The organism is Croceicoccus naphthovorans (genome assembly GCF_001028705.1).
Lineage (GTDB): Bacteria > Pseudomonadota > Alphaproteobacteria > Sphingomonadales > Sphingomonadaceae > Croceicoccus > Croceicoccus naphthovorans.
This window is the reverse complement of the sequence record NZ_CP011770.1, coordinates 672,364-686,616: the sequence shown is the minus strand read 5'-3', so window position 1 is coordinate 686,616 and position 14,253 is coordinate 672,364. Positions and strand designations below refer to the sequence as shown.

Annotated in this window: 16 protein-coding genes; 11 read left to right on the top strand and 5 right to left on the bottom strand. The window is 65.0% G+C overall.

Annotation, left to right across the window (positions count from 1 at the left end):
• Nucleotides 1–2: 2 nt before the first annotated feature.
• Genes AB433_RS03435 through AB433_RS03410 form a run of 6 tightly spaced genes read left to right on the top strand, consistent with a single transcriptional unit; the run spans nt 3 to nt 3,377 of the window.
• A complete protein-coding gene (locus AB433_RS03435) occupies nt 3–620 on the top strand; it encodes a glutathione S-transferase family protein (protein ID WP_047819930.1) in 618 nt (205 codons plus the stop codon).
• Complete coding sequence (locus AB433_RS03430; protein WP_047819929.1) at nt 617–1,108, top strand: VOC family protein; 492 nt, start codon at nt 617–619, stop codon at nt 1,106–1,108. The genes AB433_RS03435 and AB433_RS03430 overlap by 4 nt, the downstream gene beginning before the upstream one ends.
• Nucleotides 1,105–1,770, top strand: coding sequence for a dihydrofolate reductase family protein (locus AB433_RS03425; RefSeq protein WP_047819928.1), 666 nt, complete (start codon nt 1,105–1,107; stop codon nt 1,768–1,770). Before AB433_RS03430 ends, AB433_RS03425 begins: the two co-directional genes overlap by 4 nt.
• Nucleotides 1,770–2,414 carry a glutathione S-transferase family protein gene (locus AB433_RS03420; RefSeq protein WP_047819927.1) on the top strand — a complete coding sequence of 215 codons (645 nt, stop codon included), beginning with the start codon at nt 1,770–1,772 and terminating at the stop codon, nt 2,412–2,414. Before AB433_RS03425 ends, AB433_RS03420 begins: the two co-directional genes overlap by 1 nt.
• 19 nt (nt 2,415–2,433) lie before the next feature.
• Nucleotides 2,434–2,880 carry an SRPBCC domain-containing protein gene (locus AB433_RS03415; RefSeq protein ID WP_047819926.1) on the top strand — a complete coding sequence of 149 codons (447 nt, stop codon included), beginning with the start codon at nt 2,434–2,436 and terminating at the stop codon, nt 2,878–2,880.
• Between the two features lie 20 nt (nt 2,881–2,900).
• On the top strand, nt 2,901–3,377 hold the full coding sequence (locus AB433_RS03410; protein ID WP_047819925.1) for a GFA family protein: 477 nt from the start codon (nt 2,901–2,903) through the stop codon (nt 3,375–3,377).
• Nucleotide 3,378: 1 nt separating this feature from the next.
• On the opposite strand, the gene AB433_RS03405 is transcribed toward AB433_RS03410, so the two are convergent.
• The gene (locus AB433_RS03405; RefSeq protein WP_047819924.1) at nt 3,379–3,975 is read right to left on the bottom strand and encodes a J domain-containing protein; all 597 of its coding nucleotides are present in this window, start codon (nt 3,973–3,975) and stop codon (nt 3,379–3,381) included.
• 62 nt (nt 3,976–4,037) lie between these two features.
• On the opposite strand from AB433_RS03405, the gene AB433_RS03400 reads away from it, so the two are divergent.
• Nucleotides 4,038–4,346 (top strand): BolA family protein, encoded by a 309-nt coding sequence (locus AB433_RS03400; RefSeq protein WP_047819923.1) that lies wholly within the window; start codon nt 4,038–4,040, stop codon nt 4,344–4,346.
• Between the two features lie 7 nt (nt 4,347–4,353).
• Here the strand turns inward: AB433_RS03400 and AB433_RS03395 are convergent, their stop codons facing one another.
• Nucleotides 4,354–5,586, bottom strand: coding sequence for an MATE family efflux transporter (locus tag AB433_RS03395; protein WP_156170657.1), 1,233 nt, complete (start codon nt 5,584–5,586; stop codon nt 4,354–4,356).
• Between the two features lie 56 nt (nt 5,587–5,642).
• Here AB433_RS03395 and AB433_RS03390 point away from each other — a divergent pair, with 56 nt between their 5' ends.
• Nucleotides 5,643–6,746: a glycosyltransferase family 4 protein gene (locus tag AB433_RS03390; RefSeq protein ID WP_047819921.1), complete on the top strand. Its 1,104-nt coding sequence runs from the start codon at nt 5,643–5,645 to the stop codon at nt 6,744–6,746.
• Here the strand turns inward: AB433_RS03390 and AB433_RS03385 are convergent.
• Nucleotides 6,722–7,825: a glycosyltransferase family 4 protein gene (locus AB433_RS03385; protein ID WP_047819920.1), complete on the bottom strand. Its 1,104-nt coding sequence runs from the start codon at nt 7,823–7,825 to the stop codon at nt 6,722–6,724. The two genes, AB433_RS03390 and AB433_RS03385, sit on opposite strands and share 25 nt — an antisense overlap.
• A gap of 127 nt (nt 7,826–7,952) precedes the next feature.
• Here AB433_RS03385 and AB433_RS03380 point away from each other — a divergent pair, with 127 nt between their 5' ends.
• From AB433_RS03380 to AB433_RS03370, 3 genes are all read left to right on the top strand, one after another.
• Entirely contained in the window at nt 7,953–8,216 is a 264-nt protein-coding gene (locus AB433_RS03380) for a spike base protein, RCAP_Rcc01079 family (RefSeq protein ID WP_047819919.1), read from the top strand.
• Nucleotides 8,217–8,221: 5 nt separating this feature from the next.
• Nucleotides 8,222–9,664: a hypothetical protein gene (locus AB433_RS03375; protein ID WP_047819918.1), complete on the top strand. Its 1,443-nt coding sequence runs from the start codon at nt 8,222–8,224 to the stop codon at nt 9,662–9,664.
• A 62-nt stretch (nt 9,665–9,726) separates the two neighbouring features.
• Nucleotides 9,727–11,040: a hypothetical protein gene (locus tag AB433_RS03370; protein WP_047819917.1), complete on the top strand. Its 1,314-nt coding sequence runs from the start codon at nt 9,727–9,729 to the stop codon at nt 11,038–11,040.
• Here the strand turns inward: AB433_RS03370 and AB433_RS03365 are convergent.
• On the bottom strand, nt 11,009–12,040 hold the full coding sequence (locus AB433_RS03365) for a hypothetical protein (protein WP_047819916.1): 1,032 nt from the start codon (nt 12,038–12,040) through the stop codon (nt 11,009–11,011). The genes AB433_RS03370 and AB433_RS03365 overlap by 32 nt on opposite strands.
• 28 nt (nt 12,041–12,068) lie before the next feature.
• The gene (locus tag AB433_RS03360) at nt 12,069–14,252 is read right to left on the bottom strand and encodes a GumC family protein (protein WP_053058962.1); all 2,184 of its coding nucleotides are present in this window, start codon (nt 14,250–14,252) and stop codon (nt 12,069–12,071) included.
• Nucleotide 14,253 lies beyond the last annotated feature (1 nt).

The window sequence follows — 14,253 nt, the reverse complement described above, 5'->3', positions numbered from 1 at the left end:
CGATGGCCGAAATCACGTTCTTTCACAACTCGATGAGCCGGGGTCAGATCGTCCGCTGGGCGCTTGAGGAGGTCGGTGCAGATTACGATGTCTTGCCAGTCGCCTGGGATGCCAAGCCTCAAGCGCTGCTTGATGCGAACCCGATGGGCAAAATCCCGACGATCATCCATCACACCACGTCTGGCGACCGGGTGGTAACCGAAGTTCCAGCTATCTCTCACTACCTTGCCGAGATCCATCCTGACGCCGAGCTCTTGCCGAGAGAGGGGGAAAAGGCAGATTATTTTCGCTGGCTGTTCTTTGCCGCAGGGCCGGTCGAACAGGCGATCATGAGCAGAACGTTGAACTTCGAACCCGACAAGGACCAGCAACGCACGGTCGGTTTTGGCAGCGTCGAGCGCACCGTCGATACACTCGATGGCTGGTTGAAAGAACACGCCTTCGTATGCGGCGACCGTTTCACCATGGCCGATGTCTATGTCGGAAGCCACGTGGACTGGGGCATCACGTTCGAAATGCTGCCCTATCGAGACAGCTTCAAGGATTACGCGAACCGTCTGCGCACGCGTCCCGCCTATCGCAAGAGCAAGCAAATGGATGGCGTCGAGGTTCCCGCATGAGCAATCCCGTCACCTTATGCCTTTGGTACGACGGCGCGGCAGAGGAAGCGGCGCGGTTCTATGCCGATACATTCCCGGACAGCACCGTCGGCACGGTTTACCGCGTCCCCTCCGACTATCCCGACGGCAAGGAAGGCGATGCGCTGACGGTGGAATTCACCGTGCTGGGCCTGTCCTGCATCGGCCTTAACGGCGGCGATCAGTTCAAACCGAACGAAAGCTTTTCGTTTCAGGTGCAGACCAACTCGCAGGAAGAAACCGACCGTTTCTGGAACGCCATCGTCGGCAACGGCGGGCAGGAATCGGCCTGCGGCTGGTGCAAGGACAAATGGGGCCATTCGTGGCAGATCACGCCCAGGCAGCTGGCCGACGGCATGGCCGATCCCGATCCAGCCGCCCGAAAGCGCGTGTTCGAGGCGATGATGACGATGGGCAAGATCGACATCGCCGCGATCGAAGCGGCACGCGCAGGGTCGGGCGGGGAATGAGCCGTGAGATCATTGGCGGCGCCTTCGTCTCGCTCGACGGGGTGATGCAGGCGCCGGGCGCGGCGGAAGAGGATCGCAGCGGCGGCTTCGCCCACGGCGGCTGGATCGCGGCGGTGGGCGACGAGGGGCTGGGCAACCAGATCAACGCCCTGCTCAACCCGCCGTTCGACCTGCTTCTGGGGCGGCGGACATATGACATCTTCGCCGCCTACTGGCCCTATATGCCCGAAAGCGATTCCATCTCCGCCCGCTTTGCCGCGTGCCGCAAATACGTGATGACGCACGGCGACCAGCCGCTCGACTGGGTGGGCAGCGAACGGGTGGACAGCATGGACGCCCTGCGCGCGATCAAGCAAGGCGACGGCCCGCCGCTGGTCATTCAGGGCAGCACCACGCTCTATCCGCAACTGCTGGCAGAGAGGTTGCTGGACAAGCTGGTGCTGATGATGGCGCCGGTGGTGCTGGGCAAGGGCAAGCGCATGTTTGCGGATGGTACACCGCCGCTCGCCATGCGACAGGTAGAGGCGCGAGTCACTTCGGGCGGATTCGTCCTGGCCACTTACGTGCCGGACGGGCCCGCACAGGTCGGCTCGTTCGGGCCGGATAATCCGAGCGAGGCCGAAAAGGTCCGCCGGCGGCGCGTATTGGAGGATACCTGGTAATGCTCGAACTCTACGGTCACCCGTTTTCGTCCTACACGTGGAAGGCGCAGATCGCGCTTCATGCCGCGGATCTCGACTACAAGCTGCACGTCATCGATCCGGGGCACCCCGACAACATGGCATTCGTTGCCAAGCATGGCGGGCCGTTCGGGAAATTCCCGGTGCTGGACGACGACGGAACCGTGGTGTTCGAAGCGACCTCGATCATCGAGCATCTGGCCGCACATCACCAGCGCGCATCGGGCCTGATCCCTTCGGGCCGGGCGGAAAAGCTGCGTAATCTGGACCGGGTGTTCGACAACTATGTCATGAACGTGATGAACATCGCGGTTTATGAGCAAATGCGGGCACCCGATGCGCCCGACACCGCACGTCAGGACGAGGCACGCGCGCAATTGCGCACCGTCTATGCATGGCTGGAATCGCGCGCCGATGCGCTGTGCCGCGAACATATCACCTTGGTCGACTGCGCCGCCGCGCCCTCGCTGTTCTACGCGGACTGGGTGGAACCGATCGGTGACGATTGCCCCGACCTTCAGGCCCTGCGCGCCCGCCTTCTGGCCCTGCCCGAAGTCGTGAAGTGCGTCGACGCCGCCTACCCCTATCGCCAATACTTCCCGCTCGGCGCGCCCGACCGGGACTGACATCCAAGGAGTCGCAATCATGTACGAACTGACGATCACTCGCCTGATCGACGCGCCGGTCGAAAAATGCTGGGATGTCCTCGCCAACCGTCAGGAGGAGTGGTGGTGCCCCGCCCCGTGGCGCATCGAAATGGTCGCGCAGGAACGCCACGCCGGTGGCCGCAGTGCGATGGTCATGAAGGGACCGGAGGGCGAGGAAATGCCGCAGGAAGGCGTGTTCCTCAGCTGGGAAGACGGCACGCGCTTCGTCACCACCGATGCCGTGTCGCTGGCCGATGGTATCTATACCCCAAGCGACCCCTTCATGATCGGCATCTGGGAAGTCGTGCCAGAGGGCGACGGCACCCGCTATAGCGCCAGCGCGCGGCACTGGACCGAAGAGGCGATGTTGCAGCATAAGGAGATAGGGTTCGAACAGGGCTGGGGCGCGGTTGCCGACCAGTTCGTCGCGCTTTGCGAAGGATAGATAACAACGGAGAGGCAGGAATGGGCTATCAGGGCGGATGCGAGTGCGGCGCGGTGCGTTATCGGCTGGAGGACAGGCCATTCGCGGTCCATTGCTGCCACTGCCGATCCTGTCAGCGCGAAAGCGGCGCGGCCTTTGCCCTGAACGGCCTGATCGAGGCGGAGAAGGTCACCATCCTGCAAGGCGAGCCGGAACGGGTACAGACCCCGTCAGACAGCGGCAAGGGCCAGTCGGTCGCCCGCTGCCCGACCTGCAAGGTCGCGGTATGGAGCCATTATGGCGGCATGGGCGAGAAAGGCAGTTTCGTGCGGATCGGCACGCTGGACGATCCGAATTCCTGCCCGCCCGACCTACATATCTTTACCCGCAGCAAGCAGGACTGGGTCAACCTGTCGGACGGTGCGCCTGCTTACGATGTCTATTACAGCAAGTCCGAATACGACACGCTGTTCGGCCCCGACCGCGCCGCGCGGTATCGGAAGCTACGCGGGGTTTAGCCTAGGCAAAGCGCTGTGCTTTGCGCAGGTGCTGGTAGGCATCGACAACGCGCTGCAGGCGATGTTCGTGCGTCCGGTCGCCGCCATTACGGTCGGGGTGATAGCGGCGCACCAGTGCCGAGTACCGCTGGCGAAGCGCCTTGCGGTCGGCGTCGTAACCAAGCCCCAGCTCGTCCAGCGCACGGCGATCCTCTGATCCAAGCCCGCGTTGCCGCGCCTCGGCGTCCTGCTGCCATTGCCGTTCCCGTTCGCCCCGGATGTTGCGCGCGCGGGCGGAAATCGCATCGAGCGGATCTTCGAAATCGGCCCAGCGCGGACCGTCGTTCCCCATACCCGAATAGACCCGCGCGGTGTTGCGCCAGCCGTGAACCGGGCTCTGCGCGTCCAAGATTTCCTCCGCGCTCATCCCTTCGAAGAAATCGTAGCCCGCGTTGAAGGCGCGGACATGGTCGAGGCAGAACCAGCGCCAGTCGCCCGGCCCGTCGAAACTGGGTCCGCGCGAACCGGGCGCGCGGAATTCTCCCGCCTCGTCGCATCCCGGCGCCTCGCACCCGCGCCCCGTGCTTTCGAACCGTCCGTGAAACCTGTCATGCCGCATTGCGCCCCAAAGGATAGGGATCGACTTTGCAATTGGAACCCCCGTGACCCATATGGCGGCGCATGGACAGCACTTCTCACCCCGCCCCCGAATCCGATACCGGCCCGGTCGAGGCCGAAATCCGTTCGATCCTGCAGGTCACGTTTTCGCCGGAACTGCTGGACGTCAGCAACGACAGCGCGATGCACCGCGGCCATTCGGGCGATGACGGCACAGGCGAATCGCACTTCACGGTGACCATCGTGGCCGATGCCTTTCGCGGCGTTTCGCGGCTGGAGAGGCAGCGGATGGTGAACCGCGCGCTGGGCGACCTGCCGGGCCAACGCGTTCACGCGCTGGCGATCAAGGCGAAAGCGCCGGGCGAAGTTTAAGCTGGACCTAAACGCGGACGACGGCGCGGACTTTCAACGCGTCGAAGACCAGCGCGACGATCAGGCTGGCGACGACTGCGCCGATGACACCGCCGGTCAATGCCCCTATCAGCACGCCCAGCATCAGCACCCCGGCAAACGCGATGTTCAGCGTGGAATAAGCCCGAACCGCCCCGGCGCTGTTGAGCACGGTCGACAGGTAATCGCCGCAATAGATCGCCAGTATCGCCGCGAAGATCGCCACGGCAAGCGGGCCGTCCCAAGGGAAGTCGCCCTGCGGCACATAGGCGTGTCCGGCCCAGACGAACGCCAGCATTCCCGCCGAAGCTGTCGCCCCCACCAGCGGTATCGCGATGCCCAGCCGCCGTGCGGCGGCCAGCCAGCTTGCCCTGTCGACCCGGTTCAATTCGATCAGGCGCGGCAAGGCCGGGGTGACCACCGATGACTGCATCAGCGTCCTGATCATGTTGGCGAAGGTCCAGAAAAAGACATAGGCGCCCAATGCCGCTTCACCGACAATTGCCGCAAGAATGAAACGGTCGCCGTAGGAAATCAGGACGAGGGCCACGTCGCTGGGCCATATCTGCACCGCGCCTTTCCGCGTTCTGCCCAGCCAGCCGGTCGGCGGGTCGTCGCGCCAGCGGGGCCAAAGCCCGCGCGCATGCAAAGTGCGGTACAGCAGCGCGAAATTGGCGACATGCCCGCCCAGCCAGCAGGCATAGACGAAGTCCAGCGTCCGCAAGTCGGGCGCCAGCCAGCCGCCCGCGATGGCAATAGGCACCCACGCCGCCGTGCGCAGCAGAACGCCGACGTTCGCCAGAACGTTCATGCGCAGCCCGGTCAGCGCAAGATACGCATCCATCGCCAGCGCCTCCGCCCAAAGGATCGCCACGACGACAAGGACGATCCAGTCGGGCCGACCGAGGACCAGCCACCATCCCCCCAGCCCCAGGGTGGCGGCCAGCGCCGCCATACGCATCGACCAAGCCAGACGGTCGCGAACGATTGCGATGCGGCCGGCCGGATCGCCGCCCACGACATCGCGGCACATGTGAAAGTTGTACCCCATCCCGATCACCGCCGGGACTAAGGCGCTAAGGCCCTGAACGATGCCCAGCCTGCCCATGTCGGCAAGGCCGAGCAGCGCCGTGACGTAAACGGCAAGCGCAAAGCGCAAGCCGAGCGTCGCAATACGCAATCCGAAAATGGTCCCGCCCGTCAGCCACATGGCAAGTGCCACCGATATGGAGCCTGCTTTGCTTGATCGAACACCGCGGGCTGCCTAACCCCTTGCCTATGTTTGGCAATATCGCCAACCACATTGGGGGCCGCTTGATCCATCTGAATGCCCGTTTCACCGGCCAGCCGATGACCGGCGTCCAGCGCGTCGCCTATGAACTTGGGCGTCGGCTGATCACGACGCGCACCGATGCGGTGACGGTCGCGCCAGAACCGCCACGACCCGATTACGCGATGCCGGTAGAGGTCGTGCCCGGCCTTTCGGGGCACTTGTGGGAACAGGTGACGCTGCGTCGCCATCTCGGCCCGCAGGACGTTCTTGTCGGGTTGGGCGGTACCGGACCGGTCGGGCTGCGGCGGCAGATCGTGATGATCCACGATGTGAACTATCTGCTCGGCCCGGATGGATTTTCGCGGCGCTTTCGCGTTGCCTATCGCGTGTTGCAAGGCGCGCTGGCGCGGCAGGCGACGATCTGCACCGTCTCGCATTGGTCGGCAAGAGAGATCGCGCGGGCCTTCGGCATCGACGCCAGCCGGATCGAGGTGATTTACAACGCCGCCGATCATATCCTTGAGGTCGAACCCGACCGCAGCGCCCCAGAACGCCTTGGCATCGCGGCACGGCCCTATGCGCTGTGCGTCGGCAGCGCGAACCCGAACAAAAATTTCGCCACCGCGCTTGCCGCCTATGCCGCGCTGGACAATCCCGCGTTCGACCTCGTCATTGTCGGCGGCGGCGATCCGCGCATTTTCGGCGATGAGATCGGTATGGCCAAGCACCCGCGCCTGCACCGACTGTCGCGCATCAATGACGCCGAACTGCGCGCGGTGATTGAAGGGGCGGCGGCATTTCTGATGCCCTCGCTGCTCGAAGGGTTCGGCATTCCAGCGATTGAGGCAATGGCGCTGGGCACCCCGGTGATCGCCGCAAAAGCCTCCGCCCTGCCCGAAGTTTGCGGCGAGGCCGCGTTGCTGGTCGACCCGCTCGATGTAGGGGAGATGGGGTGCGCAATGCTGGCGGTCACCGGCGATGCGCAATTGGCCCAACGGATGATCGCCAAGGGTCGGTTGCAGGCCGCCAGCTATGCCTGGGATCGGTCCGCGCGGCGACTTTCGGGACTGGTCGACCGGGTCGCTCAAGGCGCAACGACCTCTCGATAGACATCCCAGATTTCGCGCACCATGCGATCATGGCGAAAATCGCACTCGATCCGCGCCCGACCCGCCGCGCCCATCCGCACCAGATCGGCGCGTGTGACCCCCTCCAGCGCTCGGGCGAGGAAACCGGGCCGGTCGATATCCAGCCGCAAACCGCTCACCCCATGCTCGACAATGGACCGGAACGCACTCCGGTCGCTGGACAGCACGGCCCGCCCCGCCCGCATCGCCTCCAGCGCGGCAAGCGGCATACCCTCCCACCGAGAAGGCATGATCAGCGCATCGGCCCATCCCAGCTGGCGTTGCACCTCTGCATGATCGACCCAGCCGAGGAATTCGACATTGGGCAGCGGGCGATACCCGGCTCCACCGCCGCCCTTCATCGCCGTTCCTGCCACGCGCACATGCAGGTTGCCCGGCGCAGCCTCGACCAGTTCGGGCCACAGCAGATCGAAGCCCTTTTGCGGATCGAGCCTGCCGACGAATAACAGCCGCAACGGCCCATCGCCGCCGACGGGCGCTGGCGAAGTTCGCATCGCGGCATTCCCAAGACCCGTCAGCACCAGCCGCATCCGATCCGCCGGAAACCCCATCTCGCCCAAAAACGCCATCTCGTGCGGAGAGATATTGATCACCGCATCGCACCGCCGCGCCAAGGCCCGCTCGGTCGCGATCATCGCGGGGCGAAACCGCGCTGGCCGGTCGGGATCGATGGCCCAACCATGCGCGGTGTACACCGTCGCCACCCCGGTGCCGATCAGCCGCCCGACCAGCCCCGCAAAGCTGCTGTGCAAGTGAACGACATCGGGCCGAAACTCCAACACCGTTCGCCGCAAGGCCCGCGCCAGCGATGCCAGCCCTCCAACTCCGCGCTGCGCCTGCCGATAGCCGAAATACCGCACCGCCGGATCGGGCGCCATCGTATCCAGCTGCCCCTCCGGCCCCAGCACCGCCACTTGCCCCGGCCCGGCGTCTGCCGCCTGCGCCCGCGACAACTCGTCGATATAGCGCCCGACCCCGCCGGGCAGCACCTCGCTGACATGCAGCACGCGCGGCCAATGTTCCTGCTCGTCCCGAACCATGGCCGGCGACCCTGAAACCGATGCGTCAACCAAACCGGTATGGGCATTTAGGTGAATTCGCATAATCCACTTTCCTACAAGCTGCGATCCTGCATAAGAGGCTGGCTCCATAGAACGGAGCAAGAACATGGATCGATTCGAATCCTTTCAGGACAGCGCGAATTCGCCGTCCCGTGCGCCCTTCGCGATTCAACCCGACGACAATGCCAGCCTGCCCGCGATTCCCAAGGGCATCTACGTCGGAAGCGGAGGGGACGTGACCCTGCGCGGCATGGATAGCGATGCCGATGTGACCTATCGCAACCTTCCCGACGCCAGCTACATCGCCGTGCGCGCCAGCCATGTGCGCGCGACCGGGACGACGGCGACTGACCTGATCGCGGAGGGCTGAGCAAAATGCACCATTCCGGATCAATCGGCGGCGTCAGCCGCTCCGCCCTTGCCGGTTTCGGCGTCGCGATGGACGAAGCCGTGCGCGCGGACATCCCCGCCGACTGGCGCGCGGCGTGGACCGTCGCCGAGTGGGAACCAAACGTCGCGCTGTCCAGCCATGCCGACGGCACCGTCGCCACGCTGGACAAGTCGCCTGCCGAGATTTTCGACCTGTTCTCGACCGCGCGCTCGGCCCCGGCAAACACCTATTACGTCTCTCCCACGGGCAGCGACAACGACGGCCAAGGCACCGAATCGCTGCCATGGCGCTCAATCTGGAAAGCGGTCGAGGCGGCGAACGCCAGCGGGCAACCGGCCAAGGTGATCGTCCGCGCGGGCGAGTACGGCAAGCCCACGAACCCTTCGATGTTCATCGCCATGCGCCCCACCGTGGACATCGCCTTTATCGCCAAGGGCGGACGGGTGGTGACGGGCACTTGGGACGATTACGCCAACCCGCCGAAGGATGGCACGCAGACCAATTGCTACGGCTGGTCAGTGGCGACGGTGGACCGGGTGATCGACCTGTCGCGCCACGATGCCGATGGCTTTCACCCCGATCTGCTGCGCGTCGACACCGCCGCGATCTGCAATCGCACGCCGGGCAGCTGGGCCTTTGTAAACGGCAAGATCTACGTCAACCGGCACGACGGCAAGGCGGTGACCAACCGCAACGTCCGCGTCCTGCGTTCAGGCGGCGGCACATGGCGGTTCGATGCCCCGACCAGCGTGTATCTGGGCGCGGACGACACGATTTCGGGCTTCGATACGATCGGCGGCAGCGCCTCTGCCGGCTTTCATTATCAGCCGACCGCAAAGCCCGGATCGATGAAGGCAGTCGTGGTTGAGCGCAGCACCTTCAACTATTGCGGCAGCGATGCGATCAATGCCAACGGCACCATCATCGGCGACCTGCACGGACTGGCGCTGTTCGTCGATTGCGACGCCAGCAACAATGCGAAGGACGGCTTTTCGGGCAGCAATTATGGCGGGCTGGATACCGATTGCCACCTTGTCACCGTCAACTGCCGGTCCATCCTGTGCGGACGCAATGCGGCGCTCAGCTGCAACAGCTTTACCCTGCACGAGGACGTCGTCGGCGCGGATTTCGCGGGTGAGTTCGGGCGGACCAACGGCGGCACGATCCGCTGTGTCGCGCAATCGCTGACATGGCTGGCGGGCACTCGGATTTTTGCCGACCGTGGTGACATCGTGTTGGGCGGTACGACCCCGCCGGGCGCGATCGTGGCGAACGAGTCGGCGCAGATCTGGGCCGACCGGGTGCGTATCGCGATGCCGCCCGCCACCACCCATGCCCACGCCGACAACGCCGCCGCCGTCCACTTGCGCGCGATGCCGCCACTGCGGTCCGCGCCGCAAGGAACCGGTTTGGTGGACAATTGGTAATTGCATCGGGGCCGGATCAACCTGATCTGGCCCCGCTTTTCCCGCGATGATAACCCTTTGGCATGGGACAGTTTCAGGGGGCCTTGCCCGCCGCCGCGCGGTGGGATCGGGCCGAGACACCATCGCTGGATACCGTTCGCCTGATCGGTCTTGTCGCCGGGGCGGCGCACCTGCTGCGCGATGCCTTTGCCGCACCGGTGCGGTGGTGGCTCGATCTGGGCGGGCTGGGTCTTGCCTGGTTCGCGGTCGATCTGATCGGGGTCGTCGCGCTGGCTGCCTTCGCGTGGGAATTCGGACTGCGGCGGAGGGCTCCGTTTGCACTCTATGCGCTGGCGCTCTTGCCGATTTCCTTGTTCATTGCCGCTGCGACCGTGGGGCCGGCCCCGGCCTTTCTGGGCGCGGCATTCAAGATGTTCGTGCCGATCTATGCCGGCTGGCTGCTGGCCGGGGTCGATCTGCCCGCCTTGTCGCGGATGCGCAGGCTGTTGGTTATGGTCTGCCTATTGACCATCGCGGGTGTCGTGATCGACCAGTTCGTGACCTATCCGTGGTCCGGCCTTGCCATCGAACAGTTTGGGCAGGAAAAGACGGTCGACCGCGTCTGGTGGATTCAATCGGTCACGCGGTTCGGCGGGTTTTCCGGGGAATCGACGACGGCGGCGATGATCGCTTTGCTCACGCTGCTGCTCGTCCACCGCAAGCTGAGCCCTACCGCCGCCATCGCGCTGGGGCTGGGCGTGATCGCGACGTGCTGGATCGCGACGAGCCGGACGGCACTGGTCGTTTCGATCATGGCGACGGTGTTTATCGCGGTGCAGGCCTATTTCCTTGCCCCTTTGCGGACACGCGAAGCGCATCGCGTGCTGGCGGTGGGGTCGTTCCTGCTGGTACTCGTGCCGCTGGTGATGGTGGTTGCGGCATCGTCGATCCGGTTTGAGGAAATCAGTCCGAACCTTGCCAGCTTTCAACAGCGCGTGCGCGAAAGCTGGCAATTTCCCTTCGTTTTTCTGGCCGATCGGTCGCCCCAATCGCTGGTGTTCGGGTGCGGACTTGGCTGCCTGACCTTTCCGGCGCGCTATTCGGAATGGGCATCGCTGTTGCGGCCTATCGACAATTTCTATCTTACCAGCTTCGCGATGTTCGGCCTGTGTTTCGTGCCGCTGGTCGCCGGGATGGTGCTGGCCGCACTGAAAGAGCAGGACCGGACCAAGCTGCTGCTGATCGCGGCGATCAATCTCTACGTCCTGTCGGTAGAGGCCTATTCGCCGGCTTTCGCGCTGTTCGTCATCGGCTATGCGACCAGCGGGATGCACCTGATCCGGCTGGGCAGAGAGGAAGCGCCCGTCAGTCGATCCGCTCTATCGATGGCTGGCTGAGCCAGCTCTGGCTCGGCCCGGATGACGGCGCGAATACACGAATCCGGACTGCGCGGCAGTCTTCAGGCACGGTGATTGTGCGCGCGAATTCATCGGCATGTTGCTGGATGCGCGCGTTTTCCAGCGCACGGGCGGGAAATGCACAGACCGCGTGCAACGACAATGGTTCATTGCCCGAAGCATGCCAGGTCAGACGGTATCTGCCCGGTGCGACCACGGCGGTTATGGCAGCGACATGGGCGGGTGTGTGGGCGGTTCGCTTTACGTTCAGCCGCCCCTTGGCGCTGGACAGCGCAACACCCGCAGCTGGCATTCGCGCCCATTCGAAAGGGGTGACCTGATCGCGCGGCAATTTCACTGCGGCGAACGCCGCATCCCACAGTCCGGTGCGAGCCAGATCGCGCGGCCCTGCCAAGGCGGCGAGCAGGTCTTGTCCAAGCGCCGGATCGCGCTGAGCCGCCCTACCGACCGCATCGACCAACCCTGCGCGCGCGGGCAGGTAGCCGGATCGGCGGGCTTCTCGAGCTAACGGCACCAACCCCGGCGAACCCTGCTCCGCCAACATCGGCAGCACGGCATCGCTCCACGGCTCGCCAATGGTCATCCGTTTCGCCAAGGCCCGGCGTGCGTCGCCATCTGCCGTCACGCTTGCCAACACCGGCGCGGCCAAGGCGCTTTCAGGTGCTGCCCGCAGCAGCGCCTCCATCCGCTCCGCCGCGATGTTCGGATGCCCCGACACGAGCGCCTGCTGCACCGCCCAGCTTTGCGCCAGCGGATCGCGCCAGCCCTGCATCGCGGCGGCCCGTATCACTAGGCCCGACGCCGCCTCTCGACCCTCCGCCTGCAGAGCCAAGGCGGCCAGCGCCATCGCCCCCGGTTGCAACGGACGGGCCAGCGCGGCCTCAACCGGGTCGCGCTGAAATATTTTGGCCCGCTCAGCGCCGGACCCACCGGTCAGAACCGCCAGTCCCGCCAGCACCCCGGTTGCGGCAAGCCGCACCGGTCTGCCCCAGGGCCGGGGCACCCGATCAGGCACCGTAGTTGTAATAGGTGTACCCCCGCCCATATTCGTGGCCCAGCCCAAGGCGACGTGCCTCTGCAAAGTCGAAGCGGGACATGACCGCGCCGATCACGTCGGCATTGGTATCGCGCAGCCGCGCCAGCGCGCTTTTTGCCGCAGCCCGGTGCGTTCTTCCGGCCTCAACCACGAACAATGTCGCAACGCCCGGCAAGTTGGCAAGGATCGGCGCATCGGCCAGCCCCAGCACCGGTGGGGCATCCAAAACGATCGTGTCAAACCGTTCGCCAAACCGCGACAACAGCGCCATCATCTGGGCCGATCCGATTAAATCGGTCGGCACAGCGGGCCGCGCGCCGCTGGTCATCACGAACAGGTTCGCGATTTCGCTCTGTTCGATGGCGCTGCCGACCGCCCCCGGCGTCGCCAGCGCTCCGGTCAGGCCCACGGTGTTCCGAACACCTGTGATGTCGGCGATAGCCGGGCGGCGCAGATCGCAATCGATCAACAACACGCGCGCGCCGCCGTCCGCGACCGAACGCGCAATACCGTATGCGGTGGACGACTTCCCTTCTGCAGCCTCGGTAGAAGTAAGCATCAACAGGCGCGGAAGGCCGACAGGTGTCGCGAACTGCAAGGCGGTGCGTAGCGATGCAAACGATTCGGCCAGCGGCGAGGCAGGCTCGGCCAGCACCGCCACCGGATCGGCATCGCCCTTCAGCTTTGGGGTAATGCCCAGCAGTTTCAGCCCCAGCCTCTCGGCAATATCCGATGGACGGCGCAGCCGATCGTCGCCCTGCTCGCGCAGGAACACGACCACCGCCGCCACGGCCAGTCCCAGCAGGCCGGCCAGCGCAAGGTTCAGCAACAGGCGCGGCGACGATGGCCGCACCGGCGGCATCGCGCGGTCGATCTGCTGCACGTTGTTGCTGGTGATGTTCGCCTCTGCGCTCGTCTCGCGATAACGCTGCAACAATGCGTCATAGAGCTGGCGGCTGGTGTCCACCTCGCGCATCAGGGTGTTGAGCTGCACGCTCTCGTCCCGTTCCTGCTGCGTCGCGGTTTTGAGGCCGTTGACGCGGCCCTGCAGTTCCTGCTCGCGCTGAACCGCCATCAGGTAATCGTCGCGCACCGAACGGCGAATACCTTCGGCCAGCGAAGCGATCTGCGCATCGTATTCTTCCAGCTGATTGCGCAAGGGTGCGACCGCCGGATGCGCGGCCTGCTTGTTGGCCAGTTGCGCCTGAAGTTGCGCATGTACGGCGGCGCGCGCTGCGATCAGTTGCTGCATCGCCTGGTTCGAGATCGCATCGCCGATGGCGATATCGGGCGCACCCGCCACGCGGTTCCACTTGCTCTGCGCCGCGATCCGCTCTGTCCGCGCCTCTGCCAGCGCGCCGTTATAGGCCCCCAGATCGACGGCGGTCAGAGTCGATTCGGGCAGGCCCGGCGCAGTAGAGGGTGTGCGGACCAGCCCGACGGTGCGGGCATAGTTGTTGGCATCCTGCTCGGCGCGTTCCAATCGGTCGCGCGCTTCGGACAGCTGGCGCGACAGGAAGTCGCGGGCGTATTCGGTATTCTCCACCCGCCGGTCCACATTGTACCGCGCATAGCTGTCGGCAAAAGTATTGGCGAAACGCGCGGCGAATTGCGGATCGGGGCTGGTGAAGGCGATGCTCACCACCCGCGAATCGCCGGGCAGGTGAATGTCGAGATTGTCGGCGATCACGCGCAGCACTTTCTCGCGCCTGGCCAGATCGGGATCGCCCAGCCCGGCCTTGGGCGGGTCGACCTGCATCGTGGCAAAAAACGCGTCGGCATCGTCGAACAGGTCCAGCTCGCCCGCAACGCGTTCGGCCATGCGGCGGCTGCGCAGCACGTCGACGTGGGTTTGCAGGAACCGGTCGGCATCCTGCCACGCGCTGCTGGACGCCTCGTCCTGCGAATCGAGGATGCGTTGCGCTTCCTGATCGATCTGCAAACTGGCGCTGGCGGTATATTCCGGCGTCAGAAGCATCGTGATGGCCAGACCCAGCAGCAATGCGCCAAGGAACAGGCCCGCGATCAGCAGGCGATAGTGCCAGACGATCCCGCCGACGCGGCCCATGTTCAGGACCGGAGCGTTCTCGATCGGATCGGGCGCAAAGTCGGGTCGATAAGTGCCGATGGCGGCGATGGACGAATGCCTGTTCATA

What these genes read in the sequence shown, in the direction of transcription:
- AB433_RS03380 (WP_047819919.1), top strand. Translation starts at nt 7,953, where the DNA reads ATGGATCGATTCGAATCCTTTCAGGACAGCGCGAATTCGCCGTCCCGT.
- AB433_RS03405 (WP_047819924.1), bottom strand. Translation starts at nt 3,975, where the DNA reads ATGCGGCATGACAGGTTTCACGGACGGTTCGAAAGCACGGGGCGCGGG.
- AB433_RS03410 (WP_047819925.1), top strand. Translation starts at nt 2,901, where the DNA reads ATGGGCTATCAGGGCGGATGCGAGTGCGGCGCGGTGCGTTATCGGCTG.
- AB433_RS03425 (WP_047819928.1), top strand. Translation starts at nt 1,105, where the DNA reads ATGAGCCGTGAGATCATTGGCGGCGCCTTCGTCTCGCTCGACGGGGTG.
- AB433_RS03375 (WP_047819918.1), top strand. Translation starts at nt 8,222, where the DNA reads ATGCACCATTCCGGATCAATCGGCGGCGTCAGCCGCTCCGCCCTTGCC.
- AB433_RS03435 (WP_047819930.1), top strand. Translation starts at nt 3, where the DNA reads ATGGCCGAAATCACGTTCTTTCACAACTCGATGAGCCGGGGTCAGATC.
- AB433_RS03370 (WP_047819917.1), top strand. Translation starts at nt 9,727, where the DNA reads ATGGGACAGTTTCAGGGGGCCTTGCCCGCCGCCGCGCGGTGGGATCGG.
- AB433_RS03420 (WP_047819927.1), top strand. Translation starts at nt 1,770, where the DNA reads ATGCTCGAACTCTACGGTCACCCGTTTTCGTCCTACACGTGGAAGGCG.
- AB433_RS03430 (WP_047819929.1), top strand. Translation starts at nt 617, where the DNA reads ATGAGCAATCCCGTCACCTTATGCCTTTGGTACGACGGCGCGGCAGAG.
- AB433_RS03385 (WP_047819920.1), bottom strand. Translation starts at nt 7,825, where the DNA reads ATGGTTCGGGACGAGCAGGAACATTGGCCGCGCGTGCTGCATGTCAGC.
- AB433_RS03360 (WP_053058962.1), bottom strand. Translation starts at nt 14,252, where the DNA reads ATGAACAGGCATTCGTCCATCGCCGCCATCGGCACTTATCGACCCGAC.
- AB433_RS03415 (WP_047819926.1), top strand. Translation starts at nt 2,434, where the DNA reads ATGTACGAACTGACGATCACTCGCCTGATCGACGCGCCGGTCGAAAAA.
- AB433_RS03390 (WP_047819921.1), top strand. Translation starts at nt 5,643, where the DNA reads ATGTTTGGCAATATCGCCAACCACATTGGGGGCCGCTTGATCCATCTG.
- AB433_RS03400 (WP_047819923.1), top strand. Translation starts at nt 4,038, where the DNA reads ATGGACAGCACTTCTCACCCCGCCCCCGAATCCGATACCGGCCCGGTC.